Origin of the sequence: Candidatus Poriferisocius sp., from assembly GCF_965208475.1 — a bacterium.
Taxonomy (GTDB): domain Bacteria; phylum Actinomycetota; class Acidimicrobiia; order Acidimicrobiales; family Bin134; genus Poriferisocius.
The window spans coordinates 316562-334885 of the sequence record NZ_OZ242338.1 but is presented as its reverse complement, the minus strand read 5'-3'; the positions used below and the strand labels follow the sequence as shown (position 1 = coordinate 334885).

Below are 18324 nucleotides of genomic sequence, written 5' to 3'. Positions count from 1 at the left end.
ATCAGCGTTGAGGGACAATAACGCCAGACGAGGTAAAAAGGAGTCGAGAACGACAATGAGCACACTCTGGACACCAGGCGGGGAAATACCGGTTGAGGACGGCCGGGGGCGGTCGGCAGCCCCGTCGGCGCAGGCCCCTCCCGAGCCGTCGGAGGATCCGATGGCCGGGCTGAGCGACGAGGAGCGGGCCCAGGCCGAGGAACTGGCCCAGCAACTGGCCGAGGCCCGAGAGCAGATCGCCACCACGCCGGCATCGGTGGTGGTGGGCAACCATGCCATGGGCCTGTACGAGCTGGGGGCCATCCACCTCAGCCAGCAGCCGCCCAATCTGGACGAGGCCCGGCTGGCCATCGACGCACTAGGAGCGCTGGTGGAGGGGATGGAAGACCGCCTCGGCGAGCACAAGGCCACGCTGAAAGACGCCCTCCACCAGATCCGCATGGCCTTCGTGCAGGTGTCTAGGGCGATGGAGGGAACTGCTGAGGGGGATCCTGGGCAGGCTGCTGAGGGGTGACCCCAGTCGCCTCCCACACGCCGAGGTGGCCGGGAGTCAGATGAAAGACCACCGGGGCGCCTGCCTCGATGGACCGGGTTCCATCGGCGATCGCCGTGCAGTGGAACGGATAGCCGGTGCCATCGCCGGCCGCGATCACACCCCAGCCGGTGCCATCGTCGAAGCCGGCCACCGTGCCGATGAGGGAAACGCCGCGGCCTGACAGGCTCAATGGACGATCTTGGCCAGCGGCAACTCGATGATGTCGCTGGCCCCGGCGTCACGCAGGTCGGGGATCAAGATGTTGATGTCGGCTTTGGGCACAACTGTTTCCACCGCGTAGCCGTGGCCCCCGAACAGCTCGTTGACCGTGGGCGCCTTCATCGACGGCAGCAGGTCGATCACCTTGTCGAGGCGCCCGGCCGGCACGTTCATCTTCACCAGCACCTTGCCCCGCGCCTCCAGCACCCCGCACAAGAGCGTGTGGATCTGCTCCATGGCGTGGCGGCGCTCGGGGTCGGCGTAGCTGGCCGGGTTGGCCACCAGCTCGGTGTAGGAGGTGAGGATGGTGTGGATGATCTTGAGACCGGCGGCCCGCAGCGCCCGACCGGTTTCGGTGATCTCCACCACAGCGTCCACGATGTCGGGAGCTTTTGCCTCGGTGGCGCCGTATGACAGGGCGATGTCGGCCTCGATGCCCAGATCGTCGAAGAACCGCTTGGTCAGGGCGGGATACTCGCTGGAGATCTTCACCCCCTGGGGCAGATCCTCGGCGGCGTTCCAGGGCGAATCACCCGGCACTGCCAGCACCATCCGGATCGGCCGGGATGTGTTCTTGGAGTACTGGAGCTCGCCCAGCGACACCACTTCGCTGTTGGTCTCGGCCACCCAGTCGCGCCCGGTGATGCCCAGATCGAACAGCCCGTCAGCCACATATCGGGGAATCTCCTGGGGGCGGAGGATGCGAACCTGATCGATGCGGGGGTCGTTGATCGTCCCCCTGTAAGCCACATCCGAACCGCGGTGCACGGGGATGTCGGCGGCGTCGAAAAGCTCCAAGGTCGCTTTTTCCAGCGACCCCTTGGGCAGCACCAATGAGAGCATGTCCCAACGCTACCGGGCTGAAAGTCCGGGGCTGCCATCAATACCCAGATGGGAAATCCCGGTACCCCGTGCCCGTTTGCCATTCCCGGTTCAATGGGGCCGCAGGTCGATCCGAAGGTCCGATCCAAGCTGGGCGACCGAGGTGATCTCTCCCCGCCACAAGTCGGCGACAGAGGCCGCCCCCGGTCCGGCAAACATCGCACGGCCGTCTTCGCCGCCGAACAGGGCCGGGGCCAGGTAGACCGCGTACTGGTCTACCAGACCGGCCCGGTGGAAGGCGGCCGCGGTGGTTGCGCCCCCTTCGACGAGCAACTGGACCACGCCTTGATCCCCCAAATCTGCCAGCACCTGCTCCAATGGACCGCTCATCTCCAGCGCAGGGCGGATGCGGGCATCGGGGGGCGCGGCGCCCAGAACCACGCGAAGCGGCTGTTCGTTGCGGGGCGCCACCCCCGCAGGAGGCTGCCAGTCGCGCACGGTGAGGGCGGGGTCGTCGGCTCGAACAGTGCCCGCTCCCACCAGCACGGCGTCGCTCTCGGCTCGCAGCCGGTGAGCGTCGCGGCGAGCCTCAGAGCCGGTGATCCACCGGCTGGTGGCGTCGGGAGCGGCGATGCGACCGTCCAGCGAAGCGGCCAGTTTGAGCACGACCCAGGGGCGCCCGGTGCGACGGTGCTTCAGATAAGGGGCCAACAGCTCGGCAGCCTCGTCGGCCCGTATCCCCGTCTCCACCGAGACTCCGGCCCCTTGCAGGGCGGCGATGCCCCGCCCCGACACGGCCGGGTCGGGATCCTCGATGGCGACGAAAACCCGGGCTATCCCCGCACCAGCGATGGCGTCGGCACACGGCCCGGTACGTCCCTGGTGGTTGCAGGGCTCCAGCGTGGTGTACAGGTCAGCGCCCCGGACCCGCCCGCCAGCGGCCTCTAGGGCATTGATCTCGGCATGGTTTCCCCCGGGCGGCGACGTGGCCCCCGAGAACCGGCCCTCGCTGCTGTCGATCACGCACCCCACCCACGGGTTGGGCGACGTCACCAGCCGGCAGGAGCGGGCCGCCTCCAAGGCCAGATCCATCATCTGATCTGATCGATGCGGGCTTTGGGTCAATGCTCGGTGGGCTGATCGATGCGGGCTTTGGGTCAGTGCTCGGTGGGCTGGTCGGCCAGCAGACGCAGGGCGTGGGGGATGGCGTCGAGCACTGCGCCCAGACACTCCACCGATCCTTTGGGGGAACCGGGCAGGTTCACGATCAGCGCCGTGCCCCGGGTGCCGGCAATGGCTCGGGACAGGCGGCCGAACGGGCTCACCAGCCGAGCGGCCTCGGCCAAGCCGTCGGCCCGGCGCTCCAGCACCGCGGCGGTGCCCTCGGGGGTGAGGTCGCGGGGGCCGAAGCCGGTGCCCCCGGTGGTGACGATGAGGCCGGCAAAGCCATCGGACATGTCCGACAGGGCGTCGCGCACCGACTCCACGCCGTCCTCGACGGCCCGGCGGTCGGCCAACCGATAGCCCTCGCCCGCCAGCAACTCCACTAGGGCTTCGCCCGAGCCGTCTTGGCGGGTGCCGGCGATCACGCCGTCGGAAACGGTCAGCACTTTTGCCGCCAAACCCGCGGCCTCCTGATCAGCCATTGCCGGTCAGGCTAGCTGTCCGGGGTTTTGTAGATGACAACGAACATCCCATCGGTGTTGTGGTCTTGGGGGAGCACGAGGCCGCCGCGGGCATGGGAGCGCCAACGAGGGCCCCCAATGGGCACAGCGACGGCATCGGGATGCTCTCGGGCCACCAACTGGTCAATTTCCGACGTCTCGGCCGCGGTCAAGGTGCAGACGCTGTACACCACGACTCCCCCCGGCCTGACCAGGCTGAACGCCGAACGGACCAGCTCTGCTTGGAGGCGGGCCAGTTCCTCCACGTCGTCGGGTGCCACTCGCCAGCGGGCATCGGCCCGCCGGCCCAGCACGCCCAAACCCGAACAGGGGGCGTCCACCAGCACCCGGTCGAATGTTCCGGGACGAAACGGCGGGTGGCGGCCGTCGGCAACCACCACTCCGGCCAGGTTGGCGCCAGTGCGAACGGCGTTGGCCGCCACCAAAGATGCCCGGTGCCGGCGGTGATCAGCAGCCACCACGGTTGTAGGCCTGCCGGCCAGCGCGGTTGCCTTGCCGCCAGGGCCGGCGCACATGTCCAGCACCCGCTCGTGGGGCTGGGCGCCGACCAACTCGGCCACCCATTGCGACGCCTGATCCTGGATGTAGCCGTCAGACCGGGCGGACGCCCCACCGGGTCGATTCATCTGCTCTAGTGCGGCGCGGGCCTCGCCATGGCCGAGGTCATGCTCGAGGCGCTCCACCATCCAATCCGGGTAGCTCAGCCGAATCGCGTCGGTGGGCCAGGCTGGGGTCATATCAGCCACTCGGCGCAAGACGGCGTTGACGAACCCCCGCAGGCGCCGGGGCGCGGCTGCAACGGTCTCGCTCACCGCGGCGTAGGCCGGAGTGGCCATCATGTGGAGTTGGTAGGCCCCAATCCGCAGCAGATTGCGGGTGTTGAGATCGGGCGGCTCGGACACGAAGCCGTCGATGAGGTGGTCCAAAGCCCGGCGCATGCGGGTGGCGCCGTAGACCAGTTCGGTAATCAACCCGGCATCGCGTTCGGGCAGTTCAGCCGACGCCAACACCAGATTGGCGTAGGCGCCGTCCCGCTCAATCCGGTCGAGGAGATTGGCGGCAACGGCTCGGGCGTTCCCCGAAGCCTGGCCCGAGTGGGCGCGGCTCACGATCCGAGCCGGTCGCCGGGAACGGGACGGGCCCCCCGGAGCCAGTCCTCAGCGGCTTGCCGGGACTTGCCCTCGGCCTGCACTTCAACCAGGTGAATCTGGCCGTCGCCGGTGCCGACCAGGCAGCCGTCGAGCCCTCCCGGCGCCAGCGATCCATCTTCTGTGTGGGCTGGCCAGGTGTTCGGCATCTTGCCAGTGACCGGTGTAGTGCTCGGCAATTTCGCGACCGGGTGGGCCGACCAGATCTTCAGCACCTTGCCCCGCCATGTGGTCCACGCCCCACCAACCCGCACTTGCCGATGCAACAACTCCGCCGCTTGCTCCCAGTCGAGGCGAAGCTCGTCCCGGGTGATCTTGGCAGCGTAGACCGGCTCGCCATGTTGAGGTTCAGGCGAGCCGAGGCCATCGCGCAATGCACCGACGAGCATCGGAACCGCGGCGGCCACTAGTTCAGCCCGCAGCGAGGCCCCAGTGGCGTCGGGGGCGATGGGCACTTCGACTCGGCGGTACACCCGGCCGGTATCGAGCCCCTCAGCCACTTCCATGAGGCACACCCCGGTGGTCTGATCCCCGGCCAAGATGGCCCGCTCCACCGGTGCTGCGCCCCGCCACCGGGGCAGCAGAGAGAAGTGAACGTTGACCATGGCCAGACGATCGAGCACGTGGGGCTTGATGATCTGCCCGAAGGCCACCACCACGCCCAGGTCGGAATCGGCACCCAGCACATCGTCCACATCGGTGCAGACCGGGATGCCCAGGCTCTGGGCGGCGGCTTTCACCGGGCCGGGAGTGGGCTCGGCCCGCCGTCCTCGGCGTCTGTCGGGCCGGGTCACGGCCAGAACCACATCGAGCCCGTCCGCGGCCAGCGCCTCCAGAAACGGCACTGATTCACTAGGAGTGCCGAGGTAGACGAGCCGGCGTATTTCAGCCGGCGGGTCGATCACGGCAATCCCAGCCCGCCGCCGGCAAATGGTCGATCACGGCAGCGACAGCCCGTCGCCGGTGCTGGAGGGAAGGCTCGGCCCGCCCATCGCCCGCTGGCGCAGGATGCGCTTGGCCTCGCGGCGCTGATCGTCGTCTAGATAGTCGAGCAGGATCTTGCCCTCGAGATGATCCAGTTCGTGCTGGAACAGGCGGGCCTCGAGATCCTCAGCCTCGACGCTCACCTCCTTGCCATCCAGGTCGTACCCCTTCAAATGGATGCTGCGGGGGCGGACGATCTCCCACGACAGCTCGGGCACCGACAGGCAGCCCTCGTTGTAGGTCCACTCGCCGTCGCTCTCGGTGATCTCCGGGTTGACCAGCACGCCCGGCCCGTCGCCGAAGTCGTACACGAAAAACCGCTGCGACACCCCCACTTGGGGAGCGGCCAGCCCGATGCCGGGCGCCTCGTACATGGCGGTGAGCATCTCCCGGCACAGATCGGCCATGGCCCCGTCTATGTCGGCAACGTCTTGGGCCACGCGTCGCAGCACCGGGTCGCCGTACACCCGTATCCGCAGTGGGACCATCGTTTCAGGTTACCGTCAACCCGTGGGCGACTCCCATTACTTCAGCGCCTCGCCGGGGGGGAAACGGAGGGCGAAATCGGTCGAGTTGCGGGTGGGCGACCTAGACATGGAACTGGCCACCGACCGGGGGGTGTTCGCAGCCGACGAGGTGGACTTTGGCACCCGCTACTTGCTGGCTGAAGCGCCCCGACCGCCCCAAGACGGGCCCTTGCTGGATTTGGGCTGTGGCTATGGCCCGATTGCGGTGGCGCTGAGCCGATGGGCACCGCAGGCGCCGCTGTGGGCTGTGGACGTAAACCCCCGAGCGCTGGAGCTGTGCCGGGCCAACCTGGATCGACACAGCAGCGACACCAGCGGCGACGCCACCGTGTGCCATCCCGACGAGGTGCCCCCCGGCGTGCGCTTCGCCTCCGTCTACTCCAATCCGCCCATCCGCATCGGCAAAGCGGCCCTCCACAACGTGCTGGCCCAATGGCTGGGGCGCTTGGCCGACGAGGGGCGGGCCTACCTGGTGGTCAACAAGAACCTGGGCGCCGACTCCCTGGCCCGCTGGCTCAATCAGCAACAGTGGCCCACCACCCGGCTCAGCTCCCGCCGGGGCTACCGAATCCTGGAGGTGGTGGCTAAATCGCCCTGATGGGGTCGACGTCGATGCGGAGTCGGCCGGGGGGGCGCTCTACCGCAGCCAGGGCGTTGCAGAGGGTGTCGTAGTCGGAGGCACGCAGGTAGAACTGCCCGCCGGGATCGGGGGCGATGCGGATGTCCAGGGGATTGCCGAGGCGCGCCATGAAGTCTCCAGCGGCCGGGCCGGAGACCACGGCGATGGCCCCGTAGGGGGGCAGGCCCAGCTCTTGGCGGCGGTCTCGCTCAGAGCGGGCCAACAGCGCGGGGTCGGCCCGGAACGCGGCCACCACCGCGGGGTCGTCGGGCAGGCGGGTCTGAAGCAGGATGCGCCCGCCGGCGGTGCGGGGGCCGGTGATCCGGGCGGCCCGGGCGATGAGGGCCATGGCCTGCTCCCGGGCCCGGAATCGGGGGGCCAGCAGCTCTTGGTCGAGCTCCAAGAAGGCGACCACGTCGAAGGGACGGCCCAGGTGCAGCGCTGCTTCGGTGCCGACCACGACCCTGGCCGTGGCCGGTCCGACATAGCCGCTGCCGGTGACCTCGGCCACCGGGGTCCGGACCAGCGACTCAACTTCTTCGCGCACCCGCTTTATCCCGGCCCGCAGGTTTCGCATCCCGGTGCTGCCGCAGTCGGCGCACACCAGCGGGCGGGTATGGTCTCCAGACCGGCACTGCAACCACCCATCGTCACCCTGGCACATGGACATTCCACACTCGGTGCAGACAGCCAGCTCGCCGCACACCCGGCAGGCCAGCAACAGAGAGCGGCCCAGGCGGTTCAGCACGCAGGCCACCCGACCCCCGTCGCGCAGCGCTCGGACCAGCGCAGGAGAATACAGCCCAGCCCGAGCCGGGTCCTCGCTCCGGCGATCCACCACCTCTACCTGCGGCCAGCCGTCTCGCTCTGCCCCCCGGGACGGGCGCAGCACCGGCTTTGACCGCAGCGCTTCCAGGCTGGGCACCGGCGACAGCAGCACACAGGGCACGGCCGCTCGACGGGCCCGCTCGATGGCCACATCTCGGCCGCTCCAGGCGGGTGCCGACCCTGAGCGGTACGATTCGTCGTGCTCGTCGATAACGAGCACTGCGGCCAGATCGGGGGCCGGCGCCCACGCGGCCGACATGGTGCCCACCACGGTGGCGCCGGCCGCGGCTGCGGCCCAGCCATCCGGGTAGCGGGTTACCCATACTCCTTGCCTCGCCAGCCGCCTCACCAGCTCATCAGCTCGGTCGTGATCGGGCGTCAGGATCAGGGCCTGGCCTCGGGTGGCCGCGGCGATGGCCACTGGGAGCGAGTCGTCTGAAGGCCTCGACCGCAGGGTACGGCCTTCACCTTCGAACAAGTCGGCATAATCGCCCGTGTCCACCAGCCGAGTGCGCTGAGGGCGAGGGAGGGCGGCCACCATCCGAGGGGGGGAGGCGGTCCGCAGGTAGTGGGCCCGGCGTCCAGCCCAGCGCCACGCGGCCCACTCGCTCAACTCGATCAGCCCGCGGCTAGGTCCCCGGCTGCTGAGTTTGGCCAGGGGCGCCAGTTCCACGCCTTCGGGGCGCTCCACGTTGGCCTCAGTGATCCAACCACCCACTCGGCGGCCATGAAGCACCACCCGGACCATGGCCCCAATGCCGAAACGGGGGCTGTCAGCCCATCCTTCGGGAACCGTGTATGTGAACTCGCGGTCTATTGCGACGACATCGGGAAGAACCCGGACGAGCAACTACGACAGGCCCAGCGCGGCGCGGAGGTCGCCCACCCGGTCGGTGCGCTCCCAGGTGAAGGTGGCCTCGGGGCTGCGCCCGAAGTGGCCGTAGGCGGCCGTGTTCCGATAGATGGGCCGCAGCAACTCCAAATCCCGGATTATGGCTGCGGGCCGCAGATCGAATATCTCCTGCACCTCGTGGCTGATCTTGGCCGGGTCCACCGTCTCGGTGCCGAAGGTCTCCACCATCACCGACACCGGGCGGGCAACGCCGATGGCATAGGACACCTGCACCTCGCAGCGGGCGGCGGCACCGGAGGCCACCACATTCTTGGCCACCCAGCGGGCCGCATAGGCGGCCGAGCGATCCACCTTGCTGGGATCCTTGCCCGAGAAGGCGCCCCCGCCGTGGCGGGCCATGCCCCCGTAGGTGTCCACGATGATCTTGCGCCCGGTCAGCCCGGCGTCGGCCACCGGGCCGCCCCTCACGAACTTGCCGGTGGGGTTGACCAGCACGTCGTAGCCGTCGTCGCGGAACTGCTCGGGAACCACCAGATCGATGACCTGCTCTTTGAGATCGTCCTTCATCTCCACCAGATCGGTTCCGTCGCGATGGTGGGCCGACATCAACACGGTGGTCAGGCCCACCGGCCTGGTGCCCTCGTATTCGAAGGTCACCTGGCTCTTGCCGTCGGGCCTCAAATAGGGCACGCACCCTGAGCGGCGGACTTCGGTCAGGCGCTCCACCATGCGGTGGGCGATGTGGATGGGCAGGGGCATCAGCTCAGGGGTCTCGTCGCAGGCAAAGCCGAACATCATCCCCTGGTCGCCGGCGCCCTGCTCCAGCGGGTCGAGCTTGTCCACCCCTTGAGCGATGTCGGGTGACTGGTCGTCGATTGACACCATCACCCCGCAGGTGTTGCCGTCGAAGCCGTAGTCCTCCCGGTCATAGCCGATCCCGGTGATGGTGTCGCGCACCACTCGGGGGATGTCTATATAGCCGTCGGTGGAGATCTCACCGGCCACCACCACCAGCCCGGTGGTGACCAAGGTCTCGCAGGCCACCCGGCTGCCCATGTCCACCTCGAGCAGGGCATCCAGCACCCCGTCGGAAATCTGATCGGCGATCTTGTCGGGATGACCGCCGGTTACCGACTCGGATGTGAAGCGGTAACGGCCATTGGACCCTTGGCTCATGAATTCTCCTGAATATCGGCTCGGGCGCGGCGATCGGCCACCACCAGATCGAGCACTGCCTTGGCCACCTGGCGCTTGGAGCGCAGGCCGACCGGGTGGACCCGGCCGTCTGAAGCTAGCACCAGCACCTCATTGGTGTCGTGGGCAAAACCGGCGTTATCTGCGGACACATCGTTGGCCACGATGTAGTCGGCGCTCTTGCCGTTCAGCTTGGCGGCGGCGTTGCCGGCCACATCGCAGGTCTCGGCCGCGAATCCCACCAGAATCTGGCCGGCCGTCTTGGTCGCCCCCAGCGAGGCCAGGATGTCAACGGTGGGCTCCAATTGGATGGCGGGCACTCCATCGCGCTTCTTCAGCTTCACTTCGGCCGAGTCGACCGGGCGGAAATCGGCCACCGCCGCGGCCATGACCACCACATCGGCGGCCGAGGCGGCCCTGGCGGTGGCCGCGGCCATCTCCTCTGCGGTGTCGACCATCTCCACGGTCGCTCCCCGAGGAGCAGGGCGGTCCACGGTGGTGACGATGGTGACTTTGGCCCCCCGGCTGGCGGCCTCATCGGCGAAGGCATAGCCCTGCTTGCCCGAAGACCGGTTCCCGATGAAGCGCACCGGGTCGATGGGTTCTCGGGTACCCCCGGCGGTCACCACCACCGACAGCTCGGCCATGTCTCCGCGGTGGCCGCCGACCCCGAGCACTCGGACCACCGCGGCCGCGATGTCGGCTGGAGAGCTGAGGCGCCCAGCACCCTCGTCACCCCCTGCCAATCGGCCCGACTCCGGCCCCACGATATGGACCCCCCGCTGGACCAGGGTGGCGATGTTGTCGATCACCGCGGGGTGCTCCCACATCTCGGTGTGCATGGCCGGGCATATCACTACCGGGGCCCGGGTGGCGATGAGGGTGGCGGTGAGCAGGTCGGAGCTGATGCCCGCGGCATAGGCGCCGATCACCCGGGCGGTTGCCGGCGCTACGATCACGCAGTCGGCGGTCTGGCCCAAGGTGGTGTGGGGGATGGGGTCGTCTTCATCGAACAGGCTCGTTCGAACCGGCTCGGAAGCCAAAGCGTCGAAGGTGGTGCGGCCCACGAAGCGAGTCGCACCCCGGGTGAGCACGGGCACGACATGGGCACCCCCCTCGACTAGCCGGCGGCAGACCTCCACGGCCTTGTACGCCGCGATCCCGCCGCTCACGCCGAGCACGATCCTCTTGCCGGCTAGCGCGGTCATCGTCTGCCGAACCCGCTGCGCTTGCCAACGACCGACATCACGGCTCGGTCAGGAGGCAGAGTCGAGATCGACCTCGTCCTGTTGGGCGCCGTCGAGGTCATCTCCGCCGAGGTCGGTATCGCCGGTGGGGATCAATGCCTCGGCCGGAGTTTCCTCCTCGGTCGCCTCAGCGGGGTCCACCGCGATTATCTTGTCGGACGCGACCTCTTCGAAGGCAATGGACAGAGGCTTGCGGGACATGGTCAGCACCTGGGGTGGGACCATCGCCCCCAAGCCGTCGCCGAGCTGGCCGAAATAGGAGTTGATCTGGCAGGCCCGAAGCGCTCCCAGGGTGACCAGGCGGAACTTGGAGTCGGTGCGGCTCAGGAGTTCCTCGATGGTGGGGTACATCATGGTGTCGTGCTGTTCGGTCATCAGTGCAGCCTTCTTCCAACAGGCACTAGGGAGAGCGGGTCAATACTACCAAATCGGGGGGCCTCAATCGTCATCGACGGGAGGGATCCGCCAGGGGGGCCGTGTACCGGGAGCGGCTGCCGAAGCGGGGGCCCTCAATCGTCGTTGGCAGACCGCTCTTGGCGGGCATTGGCGATGAGGTCGGCGATGGCGGCCACCGCCTCGGCGAGACTGTCGTTGACCACGTGGACGGCGTTGAGCTCATAGGCCAGGACCCGCTCCGAGTCGGCCAGGGCCAGCCGCTTGGCGATATGGGTCTCAGAATCGCCCCGGCCGCGCAGCCGGGACTCCTGCTCTGCCGGTGAAGGCGCCTCAACGAAGATGCACAGGGCCTCGGGATAGCGGTCCCGCACTTGGGCCGCGCCCTGCACATCGATCTCCAACAGCACATCGCAGCCCGCGGGCGGAACGGGTTGGGGCGTGCCGTAGAAGTTGCCGGCAATCTCCGCCCATTCCACGAAACCGCCCTCGGCCGCCTTGGCCCGGAATGCGTTCTCGCTTGCGAACACGTAGGCGGTTTCCACCTCGCCGAAGCGGCGCGCTCGGGTGGTCCATGAGCGGCTGAGCCACAACTGGGGGTCAGCCGCCACCAGGGCAGCCGCGATGGTTCCCTTGCCGACCCCACCGGGGCCGGAAAGCACAACGATCAGTGGCTGATCTAGTCGCCGCAGCGCTCAAGCAGCGATGCCCGCTGCTGGTCGCCCAGGCCGCGGATGCGACGGCTGTCGGCAATGCCGACCTCGTCCATCATCTTGCGGGCCCGAACTTTGCCCATGCCCGGAAGAGACTCCAGGACGGCAAGCACTTTGGTGCCGGCGACGACATCGTCGGTTTCAGCTTGTTGCAGCAGATCAGAGAGTGAGATTGACCTCATCTTGAGCTTGGCCTTGACTTCGGCTCGCCTCTTGCGCACCTCGCCAGCCTTCTCCAACGCCTTCTGGCGCTGCTCTGCTGTTAATTGTGGGGGTCCTGCCATTACACCATTGTAGTTTATACTTCAAGTCATGTGGGGGATTTGTCCAAATCGTGGTGCAGTTGAACTGTGCTGCCTACAAATAGCTGATATCGGCAGCTAGCATTCGGGCTCTTTCGGCCATTTCGGCCAGCGTCTCCCCCAGTTGCGGAGACTCGGCCGTCAGCGCCTGCGCCTCCGCGGTGAGGGTTCGGCCTATGACCAAGATGGAGGCCCCGGCCATGATCGCCGCCGCAGGTGTGGCCACAGAGGCCTGATCGTTGTGGCTTGAGCCCGGCCTGCGGATCCCGGGCACCACTAGGACCAACTCGGGCGCGACCTCTTTCACCACTTCGATATCGGCCGCCGAGCAGATCACCCCACCGCAACCGGAATCACGGGCCAACGCCACCCGCTTCTTTAGAACGCTTCGGGTTCGATCCTGATCGCTGGTCAGGATCGTCACGCCCAGCACTTGGGCCGTCCCGCCGCTGCCATCGGCTAGGCCCTCCACCCCTGCCCGCAACATGTCGGGCCCGCCCACGGTGGGGACGGTCAGCCAGCGGGCGCCGGCGCGACCCACCTTGGCCGCCGCCCGCCCCACCGTGGTGGGGATGTCGTAGAACTTGAGGTCGGCGAACACCGCAAAGCCCCGATCCACCATGGCCCCGATGGCGGCGGGTCCAGCGGCAGCGAACAGCTCCTGGCCCACCTTGGCCACCCCCATCCAGGGGCGAACGGCGTCGGCTATTGAACAGGCCATATCCAAACCGTCTACGTCCAAGGCGATGGCCAAGCGGGGATCGGGCCCTGGGGATCCTGCTTCACTCATGGGCTGCTCCAATCAGCTCGTCTAGTCGGCTTACGCCGTGGTCGGCACACCAGCGGGCCAATTCCGCCAGAACCTTGGCCGGCGCCCGGGGGTCGGCAAAGGTGGCGGTTCCCACCTGCACCGCGTTGGCCCCGGCCATCATCATCTCCACCGCATCGGCGCCTGAGGCGATCCCCCCCACCCCCACGATGGGCACCTCGGGCAGGGCGGCGCGCACATCGTAAACCGACCGCACCGCCACCGGGCCCATGGCCCGGCCCGACACCCCTCCCCCACCGCCCCCCAAAAGGGGCCTGCGGGCCTCGGTGTCGATGACCATGCCCAGCAGGGTGTTGATGAGAGTGAGGGCGCAGGCGCCGCCCTCAACCGCGGCGCCGGCAATCTCCACCAAGTCGCCAGTGGCGCTGAGCTTGGCCCACCGGGGAAGGCCGCAGGTTGCGGTGGCGGCCAGCGCGGCCTCGGTCATGGCCCCGGAATGGGAGAACATTCGCCCCCGATCCTCCAGGTTGGGACAGGAAACGTTGACCTCCACCGCGACCACCGCCTCGGTGCCAGGCCCATCGGCCGAGGCCAGCAGGTCGGAGGCCGCCGCATAGTCGTCCAAAGAGCGCCCCCAGATCGACGCCACAACCCGGGCACCGGCCGCGGCCAGCGCGGGCAGCTCCTCGTCCAGCCATCGGGAAAGGCCGGGGCCTTGCAGGCCCACGCTGTTGATCATCCCCGCGGCAATCGGGTGGAGCCGGGGCGCAGGGTTGCCGGGCCACTCATAGGGGGCCAGCGACTTGACCACCACCGCGCCCAGCTTCGAGTAGTCGAGATAGCGGGCCATCTCGGTGCCGTGGCCCACCGTGCCCGAGGCGGTCATCACCGGGTTGGGCAGCCGAACCGAGCCAACCGCGGTTTCCAGCCCTGGCCCTTGGCCGCCTCGTGTCATGGGCCCTCCGGCCCCCGATCACCGCGGGCCATCGCCTCTGGCCTCGGGAGACCGCGCCCGCTCATAGCTCCAACACCAGTTGATCGCTGGTCACCCCTCGGTGGTATTCCTGAAGCGACCGCACCCTAAGCTGGTGGCGGGACCAATCGGCCATGCCATCGGCTGCGGCCAAACCGGCCGAGGCGGTGGTGAGCAGCGGCACCCGATTGCGGCTGGCTGCCCGGCGGATGTGGTCGCCATCGGCCCTAGATCCCCCACCCCTCGGCGTGTTGACCACCAACTGCACCTGTCCGCCGTCGATCAGCTCCACCACATCGGCGCCGCCCTCGCCCACTTTGGCCACCACCTGGGCCACCGGGACACCAGCGTCGGACAACGCGGCCGCGGTCCCCGAGGTGGCCGCAATCGAAAGGCCCAACCGGTCGAACACCCGGGCCATCTCCACTCCGGCGGGCTTGTCCCGGTTGGCCAGCGACATCAGCACCGTGCCCCGGGCGGGCAGCGGCGCCCCGGCGGCGATCTGGCTCTTGGCGAAGGCCAGGCCGGGGCGCAGGTCGATGCCCATGACCTCGCCGGTCGACTTCATCTCCGGGCCAAGGATGGCGTCGGCCTCCGGGAAGCGGCTGAACGGCAGCACCGCCTCCTTCACCGATATGTGGTCGCCCCCGGCCCGGCGCCCCAACAGCCCCTCATGGCGCAACTCGGCCAAAGAGGCCCCCATCATCACACGGGTGGCCACCTTCACCAGGGGCACACCGGTGGCCTTGGCCACGAACGGCACGGTGCGCGACGCCCGGGGGTTGGCCTCCAGCACGAACACCTGGTCGGCGGCGCCTATGCCGTATTGCTTGACCGCGAACTGCACGTTGATGAGCCCGACCACCTCCAGCGCATGGGCGATGTCCTTCACATGGCGCTCCAAAAGGGCCACGGTGGCCTCGGAGAGATGGATCGGGGGCAGCAGGCAAGCGCTGTCGCCGGAGTGGACCCCGGCCTCTTCCACATGCTCCATCACCCCGCCGATGAGCACCTCGCCGGACATGTCCCGGATGGCGTCCACATCCACCTCGGTGGCGTCCTCCAAGAAGCGGTCGATCAGCACCGGGCGCTCCGCCGACAGCCCCCCCTCCCGGCCCAGCGAGCCAGAGGCGGCCATCTCGGCCATGGCCGCCCGCAGATCGTCGTCGGCGTAGACGATGACCATGGCCCGGCCGCCCAGCACATAGGAGGGCCGCACCAGCACGGGGTAGCCGATGCGGTCGGCCACCGCCAGGGCCTCGGCCACGGTGGCCGCAGTGCCGCCGGCCGGCTGGGGGATGTCGAGCCGGGCGCACAGCGCGCTCCACCGCTCCCGGTCCTCGGCTAAGTCGATGCTGTCGGGTCTGGTGCCCACCACCAGGCCGTCGGGCAGCACGCCGGCCAGCTTGAGCGGCGTCTGCCCGCCCAGCGACACCACGATCCCGGCGATGCCGGGGCCGCCCGCAGCCTGCGACGACTGCACCTCGGCGTCGATCACGTTGAGGACGTCCTCCTCGGTGAGGGGCTCGAAGTACAGGCGGTCGCTGGTGTCGTAGTCGGTGGACACCGTCTCGGGGTTGCAGTTGACCATCACGGTCTCGTAGCCGGCCTCCGACAGCGCGAACGAGGCGTGGACACAGCAGTAGTCGAACTCGATGCCCTGGCCGATCCGGTTGGGGCCCGACCCCAAGATGATGACCTTGGCCCGGTCGGAGGGGACCACCTCGCCCACGTCCTCATAGGTGGAGTAGTGGTACGGGGTCTCGGCCTCGAACTCGGCCGAGCAGGTGTCCACCGTCTTGAAGGTGGACTCGACCCCGGCGGCGATGCGGGCCGCGCGCACCTCGGTGGCCGGCACCCCCCAGAGATAGCCCATCTGCTCGTCGGAGAAACCGAACTGCTTGGCCCGCTTCCACGCCCGGGCGCCCATGTCATCGAAGCCGCACTCGGTGAGCGCGGCCCGCTCCTCGGCGATCTGGAGGATCTGATCGCAGAACCACGGGTCCACCTTGGTGGCCTCGTGCAGCCTCTCCACCGTGACCCCCCGGCGCAGCAGGGCCTCGAGCTGGAACACCCGCTCGGGGGTGGGCACCGCGGCGGCGGCCAAGAGCTCATCGTCGCTGAGGGGATCGTAGGCCGCCTCGGCCGGGTCGGCATTGAGGCCGTGGCGACCCAGCTCCAGCGAGCGCAGCCCCTTTTGGAGCGATTCGGTGAAGGTGCGGGCGATGGCCATGACCTCCCCCACCGACTGCATCTGGGTGTTGAGCACCCCGGGCACACCGGGAAACTTCTCGAACGCCCACCGGGGCACTTTGGTGACCACATAGTCGATGACCGGCTCGAAGCAGGCCGGCGTCTTGTGGGTGATGTCGTTGGGAATCTCGTCGAGGGTGTAGCCCACGGCCAGGCGGGCGGCGATCTTGGCGATGGGGAATCCGGTGGCTTTGGAGGCCAGCGCCGAGGAGCGAGACACCCTGGGGTTCATCTCGATGACGGCGAACTCGCCGGTTTCAGGATGCACCGCGAACTGGATATTGGAACCCCCGGTTTCCACCCCCACCCGGCGGATGCAGGCGAAGGCGGCGTCGCGCAGTGCCTGGTACTCCACGTCGGAGAGGGTCTGGGCCGGGGCCACGGTGATGGAGTCGCCGGTGTGGACCCCCATCGGGTCGAGGTTCTCGATGGTGCAAACCACCACGCAGTTGTCGGCCCGGTCGCGCATCACCTCCAGTTCGTATTCCTTCCAACCGGCGATGGACTGCTCTATGAGGATCTCGGTGATGGGGCTGGCTGCCAATCCCGCCTCGGCCATCTGGCGGCCCTGCTCAGGGGTGTGGGCGATGCCGGTGCCGGTGCCGCCCAGGATGTAGGCCGGGCGGATGATCACCGGCAGCCCTATTCGGCCCATGATCTCCATCGCCTCGTCCAGGGTGCGGGCGGTGGCCGAGGGGGGCACGGGCAGGCCGATGTCGATCATGGCCTGGCGGAACTTGGCCCGGTCCTCAGCAGTGGAGATGGCGGCCTCGTCGGCGCCGATCACCTCCACCCCGTAGTTGTCCAACACTCCCGACTCGATCAGCTCCATGGCCAGGTTCAAGGCGGTTTGGCCGCCCAGGGTGGGCAGCAGCACGTCGGGCTGCTCCCGTCCGATGATGCTGGTGAGCACCTCGGCGCTGAGGGGCTCCACGTAGGTGGCGTCGGCGAACTCGGGGTCGGTCATGATGGTGGCCGGGTTGGAGTTGGCCAGCACCACCCGGTAGCCCTCGTCGCGCAGCACCCGGCAGGCCTGGGTTCCGGAGTAGTCGAACTCGCAGCCTTGGCCGATCACAATGGGGCCGGAGCCGATGAGCAGTATCGACTCGATGTCGGTCCGCTTAGGCATGGTTGCCCCTCGCCATGAGCTCGTCGAAGAGGTCGAATAGGTAGCGGGAGTCGTGGGGTCCGGGGCCGGCTTCGGGATGGTATTGCACGCTGAACGCGGGCAGGCCGCGGCAGGCAAGGCCTTCCACAGTACCGTCGTTGAGGTTGATGTGGGTGATGTCGGCGCCGGGAATGGAGCCGTCGGCCACGCAGAAGTTGTGGTTCTGGCTGGTGATCTCCACCGCGCCGGTGGCCAGGTTGCGCACCGGGTGGTTGCCGCCGTGATGGCCGAAGGGGAGTTTCTCGATCTCCCCGCCCAGCGCGGCCGCTAGGAGTTGGTGGCCCAGGCAGATGCCGAATATGGGAACCTCGCCCAATAGCGCCGCGATGGTGTCCGCCGGGCCGACCACCGCGGTGGGGTCGCCGGGACCGTTGGACAAGAACACCCCGTCGGGCCGCCGGGCCAGGATGTCGGCGGCTGAGGTTCGGGCCGGCACCACCTCCACCTCGGCGATGGCGCGCAGGTGGCGGACGATGGTGGCCTTCAGCCCGTAGTCGAGGGCCACCACCCGGCGGGGGGGTTGGCCGTCGTTGCGAGTGCTGGGGAAGTGCTCGGGCGCCGAGCGGGTCACCGTGGCCACCAGGTCCACCCCGTCGGTGCCGGGCTCGGCTTTAGCGGCGGCCCGCAAGTCGGACTCGGGCGCGGTCCCGAAGGCGCCCGGCATGGCCCCGGCGTCGCGGATGTGGCTGGTGAGCCGCCGGGTGTCCACCCCGGCTAGGCCGGCGATGCCCTGTTCAACCAGGAAGGCCCCCAAGTCGCCGGTGGCCCGCCAACTGGAGCGGCGGCGGGCCATGTCCCGCACGATCACGCCCCGGCAGAATGAGCGACGGCTCTCGTGGTCGGCCGGGGTGACGCCGTAGTTGCCGATGTGGGGGTAGGTGAAGGTGATTATCTGACCGGCGTAGGACGGGTCGGTGATCACTTCCTGATAGCCGGTGAGCACGGTGTTGAACACCACTTCGCCCGACGTGATCCCGCCGGGAGATTCCGCACCGATGGCCTCCCCCTCGAACACCTCGCCATCGGCCAGCACCAGCGCCGCGGGGCGGATCATGGCATCGACTCCGAAGCAGTCGCTTGCGGCCTTGGCAT

The 18324-nt window shown here is 68.5% G+C and carries 19 protein-coding genes; 2 read left to right on the top strand and 17 right to left on the bottom strand.

Annotation, left to right across the window (positions count from 1 at the left end; all coding sequences use genetic code 11):
- Positions 1 to 55 precede the first annotated feature (55 nt).
- A complete protein-coding gene (locus ACOGXA_RS01590; protein ID WP_419925543.1) occupies positions 56 to 514 on the top strand; it encodes a DUF1844 domain-containing protein in 459 nt (152 codons plus the stop codon).
- On the opposite strand, the gene ACOGXA_RS01585 is transcribed toward ACOGXA_RS01590, so the two are convergent.
- The 7 genes from ACOGXA_RS01585 to def all read right to left on the bottom strand — a co-directional run bounded on the left by ACOGXA_RS01585 (position 459) and on the right by def (position 5881).
- Positions 459 to 725: a hypothetical protein gene (locus ACOGXA_RS01585; RefSeq protein ID WP_419925542.1), complete on the bottom strand. Its 267-nt coding sequence runs from the start codon at positions 723 to 725 to the stop codon at positions 459 to 461. The two genes, ACOGXA_RS01590 and ACOGXA_RS01585, sit on opposite strands and share 56 nt — an antisense overlap.
- On the bottom strand, positions 722 to 1597 hold the full coding sequence (gene hisG, locus ACOGXA_RS01580) for an ATP phosphoribosyltransferase (protein WP_419925541.1): 876 nt from the start codon (positions 1595 to 1597) through the stop codon (positions 722 to 724). The genes ACOGXA_RS01585 and hisG overlap by 4 nt, the downstream gene beginning before the upstream one ends.
- A 90-nt stretch (positions 1598 to 1687) precedes the next feature.
- Positions 1688 to 2668 carry a bifunctional diaminohydroxyphosphoribosylaminopyrimidine deaminase/5-amino-6-(5-phosphoribosylamino)uracil reductase RibD gene (ribD, locus tag ACOGXA_RS01575; RefSeq protein ID WP_419925540.1) on the bottom strand — a complete coding sequence of 327 codons (981 nt, stop codon included), beginning with the start codon at positions 2666 to 2668 and terminating at the stop codon, positions 1688 to 1690.
- 65 nt (positions 2669 to 2733) lie between these two features.
- Positions 2734 to 3222: a MogA/MoaB family molybdenum cofactor biosynthesis protein gene (locus ACOGXA_RS01570; RefSeq protein WP_419925539.1), complete on the bottom strand. Its 489-nt coding sequence runs from the start codon at positions 3220 to 3222 to the stop codon at positions 2734 to 2736.
- An 11-nt stretch (positions 3223 to 3233) separates the two neighbouring features.
- Positions 3234 to 4370 carry a transcription antitermination factor NusB gene (locus tag ACOGXA_RS01565; protein WP_419925538.1) on the bottom strand — a complete coding sequence of 379 codons (1137 nt, stop codon included), beginning with the start codon at positions 4368 to 4370 and terminating at the stop codon, positions 3234 to 3236.
- Positions 4367 to 5314: a methionyl-tRNA formyltransferase gene (locus ACOGXA_RS01560; RefSeq protein ID WP_419925537.1), complete on the bottom strand. Its 948-nt coding sequence runs from the start codon at positions 5312 to 5314 to the stop codon at positions 4367 to 4369. The genes ACOGXA_RS01565 and ACOGXA_RS01560 overlap by 4 nt, the downstream gene beginning before the upstream one ends.
- 33 nt (positions 5315 to 5347) lie before the next feature.
- Entirely contained in the window at positions 5348 to 5881 is a 534-nt protein-coding gene (def, locus tag ACOGXA_RS01555) for a peptide deformylase (RefSeq protein WP_419925536.1), read from the bottom strand.
- Positions 5882 to 5903: 22 nt separating this feature from the next.
- Here def and ACOGXA_RS01550 point away from each other — a divergent pair, with 22 nt between their 5' ends.
- Positions 5904 to 6518 carry a class I SAM-dependent methyltransferase gene (locus tag ACOGXA_RS01550; RefSeq protein WP_419925535.1) on the top strand — a complete coding sequence of 205 codons (615 nt, stop codon included), beginning with the start codon at positions 5904 to 5906 and terminating at the stop codon, positions 6516 to 6518.
- Here the strand turns inward: ACOGXA_RS01550 and ACOGXA_RS01545 are convergent.
- The 10 genes from ACOGXA_RS01545 to carA all read right to left on the bottom strand — a co-directional run bounded on the left by ACOGXA_RS01545 (position 6505) and on the right by carA (position 18286).
- Entirely contained in the window at positions 6505 to 8217 is a 1713-nt protein-coding gene (locus ACOGXA_RS01545; protein ID WP_419925534.1) for a hypothetical protein, read from the bottom strand. The two genes, ACOGXA_RS01550 and ACOGXA_RS01545, sit on opposite strands and share 14 nt — an antisense overlap.
- Positions 8218 to 9396, bottom strand: a complete 1179-nt coding sequence (gene metK, locus ACOGXA_RS01540) for a methionine adenosyltransferase (protein ID WP_419925533.1) — start codon at positions 9394 to 9396, stop codon at positions 8218 to 8220.
- On the bottom strand, positions 9393 to 10622 hold the full coding sequence (gene coaBC, locus ACOGXA_RS01535; RefSeq protein ID WP_419925532.1) for a bifunctional phosphopantothenoylcysteine decarboxylase/phosphopantothenate--cysteine ligase CoaBC: 1230 nt from the start codon (positions 10620 to 10622) through the stop codon (positions 9393 to 9395). Before coaBC ends, metK begins: the two co-directional genes overlap by 4 nt.
- A 48-nt stretch (positions 10623 to 10670) precedes the next feature.
- Positions 10671 to 11036 (bottom strand): DNA-directed RNA polymerase subunit omega, encoded by a 366-nt coding sequence (gene rpoZ, locus ACOGXA_RS01530; RefSeq protein ID WP_419925531.1) that lies wholly within the window; start codon positions 11034 to 11036, stop codon positions 10671 to 10673.
- A 134-nt stretch (positions 11037 to 11170) separates the two neighbouring features.
- On the bottom strand, positions 11171 to 11716 hold the full coding sequence (locus tag ACOGXA_RS01525) for a guanylate kinase (RefSeq protein ID WP_419925530.1): 546 nt from the start codon (positions 11714 to 11716) through the stop codon (positions 11171 to 11173).
- Between the two features lie 17 nt (positions 11717 to 11733).
- Complete coding sequence (gene mihF / locus ACOGXA_RS01520; RefSeq protein WP_419925529.1) at positions 11734 to 12051, bottom strand: integration host factor, actinobacterial type; 318 nt, start codon at positions 12049 to 12051, stop codon at positions 11734 to 11736.
- Positions 12052 to 12124: 73 nt separating this feature from the next.
- Positions 12125 to 12859 (bottom strand): orotidine-5'-phosphate decarboxylase, encoded by a 735-nt coding sequence (pyrF, locus tag ACOGXA_RS01515; RefSeq protein WP_419925528.1) that lies wholly within the window; start codon positions 12857 to 12859, stop codon positions 12125 to 12127.
- Positions 12852 to 13793: a dihydroorotate dehydrogenase gene (locus tag ACOGXA_RS01510; protein WP_419925527.1), complete on the bottom strand. Its 942-nt coding sequence runs from the start codon at positions 13791 to 13793 to the stop codon at positions 12852 to 12854. The genes pyrF and ACOGXA_RS01510 overlap by 8 nt, the downstream gene beginning before the upstream one ends.
- A gap of 61 nt (positions 13794 to 13854) precedes the next feature.
- Entirely contained in the window at positions 13855 to 17193 is a 3339-nt protein-coding gene (carB, locus tag ACOGXA_RS01505) for a carbamoyl-phosphate synthase large subunit (protein WP_419925526.1), read from the bottom strand.
- Positions 17186 to 18286 carry a glutamine-hydrolyzing carbamoyl-phosphate synthase small subunit gene (gene carA / locus ACOGXA_RS01500; RefSeq protein ID WP_419925525.1) on the bottom strand — a complete coding sequence of 367 codons (1101 nt, stop codon included), beginning with the start codon at positions 18284 to 18286 and terminating at the stop codon, positions 17186 to 17188. Before carA ends, carB begins: the two co-directional genes overlap by 8 nt.
- Between the last annotated feature and the right edge of the window lie 38 nt (positions 18287 to 18324).

What these genes read in the sequence shown, in the direction of transcription:
- ACOGXA_RS01590 (WP_419925543.1), top strand. Translation starts at nt 56, where the DNA reads ATGAGCACACTCTGGACACCAGGCGGGGAAATACCGGTTGAGGACGGC.
- hisG (WP_419925541.1), bottom strand. Translation starts at nt 1,597, where the DNA reads ATGCTCTCATTGGTGCTGCCCAAGGGGTCGCTGGAAAAAGCGACCTTG.
- ribD (WP_419925540.1), bottom strand. Translation starts at nt 2,668, where the DNA reads ATGGATCTGGCCTTGGAGGCGGCCCGCTCCTGCCGGCTGGTGACGTCG.
- ACOGXA_RS01570 (WP_419925539.1), bottom strand. Translation starts at nt 3,222, where the DNA reads ATGGCTGATCAGGAGGCCGCGGGTTTGGCGGCAAAAGTGCTGACCGTT.
- def (WP_419925536.1), bottom strand. Translation starts at nt 5,881, where the DNA reads ATGGTCCCACTGCGGATACGGGTGTACGGCGACCCGGTGCTGCGACGC.
- metK (WP_419925533.1), bottom strand. Translation starts at nt 9,396, where the DNA reads ATGAGCCAAGGGTCCAATGGCCGTTACCGCTTCACATCCGAGTCGGTA.
- coaBC (WP_419925532.1), bottom strand. Translation starts at nt 10,622, where the DNA reads ATGACCGCGCTAGCCGGCAAGAGGATCGTGCTCGGCGTGAGCGGCGGG.
- rpoZ (WP_419925531.1), bottom strand. Translation starts at nt 11,036, where the DNA reads ATGACCGAACAGCACGACACCATGATGTACCCCACCATCGAGGAACTC.
- mihF (WP_419925529.1), bottom strand. Translation starts at nt 12,051, where the DNA reads ATGGCAGGACCCCCACAATTAACAGCAGAGCAGCGCCAGAAGGCGTTG.
- pyrF (WP_419925528.1), bottom strand. Translation starts at nt 12,859, where the DNA reads ATGAGTGAAGCAGGATCCCCAGGGCCCGATCCCCGCTTGGCCATCGCC.
- ACOGXA_RS01510 (WP_419925527.1), bottom strand. Translation starts at nt 13,793, where the DNA reads ATGACACGAGGCGGCCAAGGGCCAGGGCTGGAAACCGCGGTTGGCTCG.
- carB (WP_419925526.1), bottom strand. Translation starts at nt 17,193, where the DNA reads ATGCCTAAGCGGACCGACATCGAGTCGATACTGCTCATCGGCTCCGGC.
- carA (WP_419925525.1), bottom strand. Translation starts at nt 18,286, where the DNA reads ATGATCCGCCCCGCGGCGCTGGTGCTGGCCGATGGCGAGGTGTTCGAG.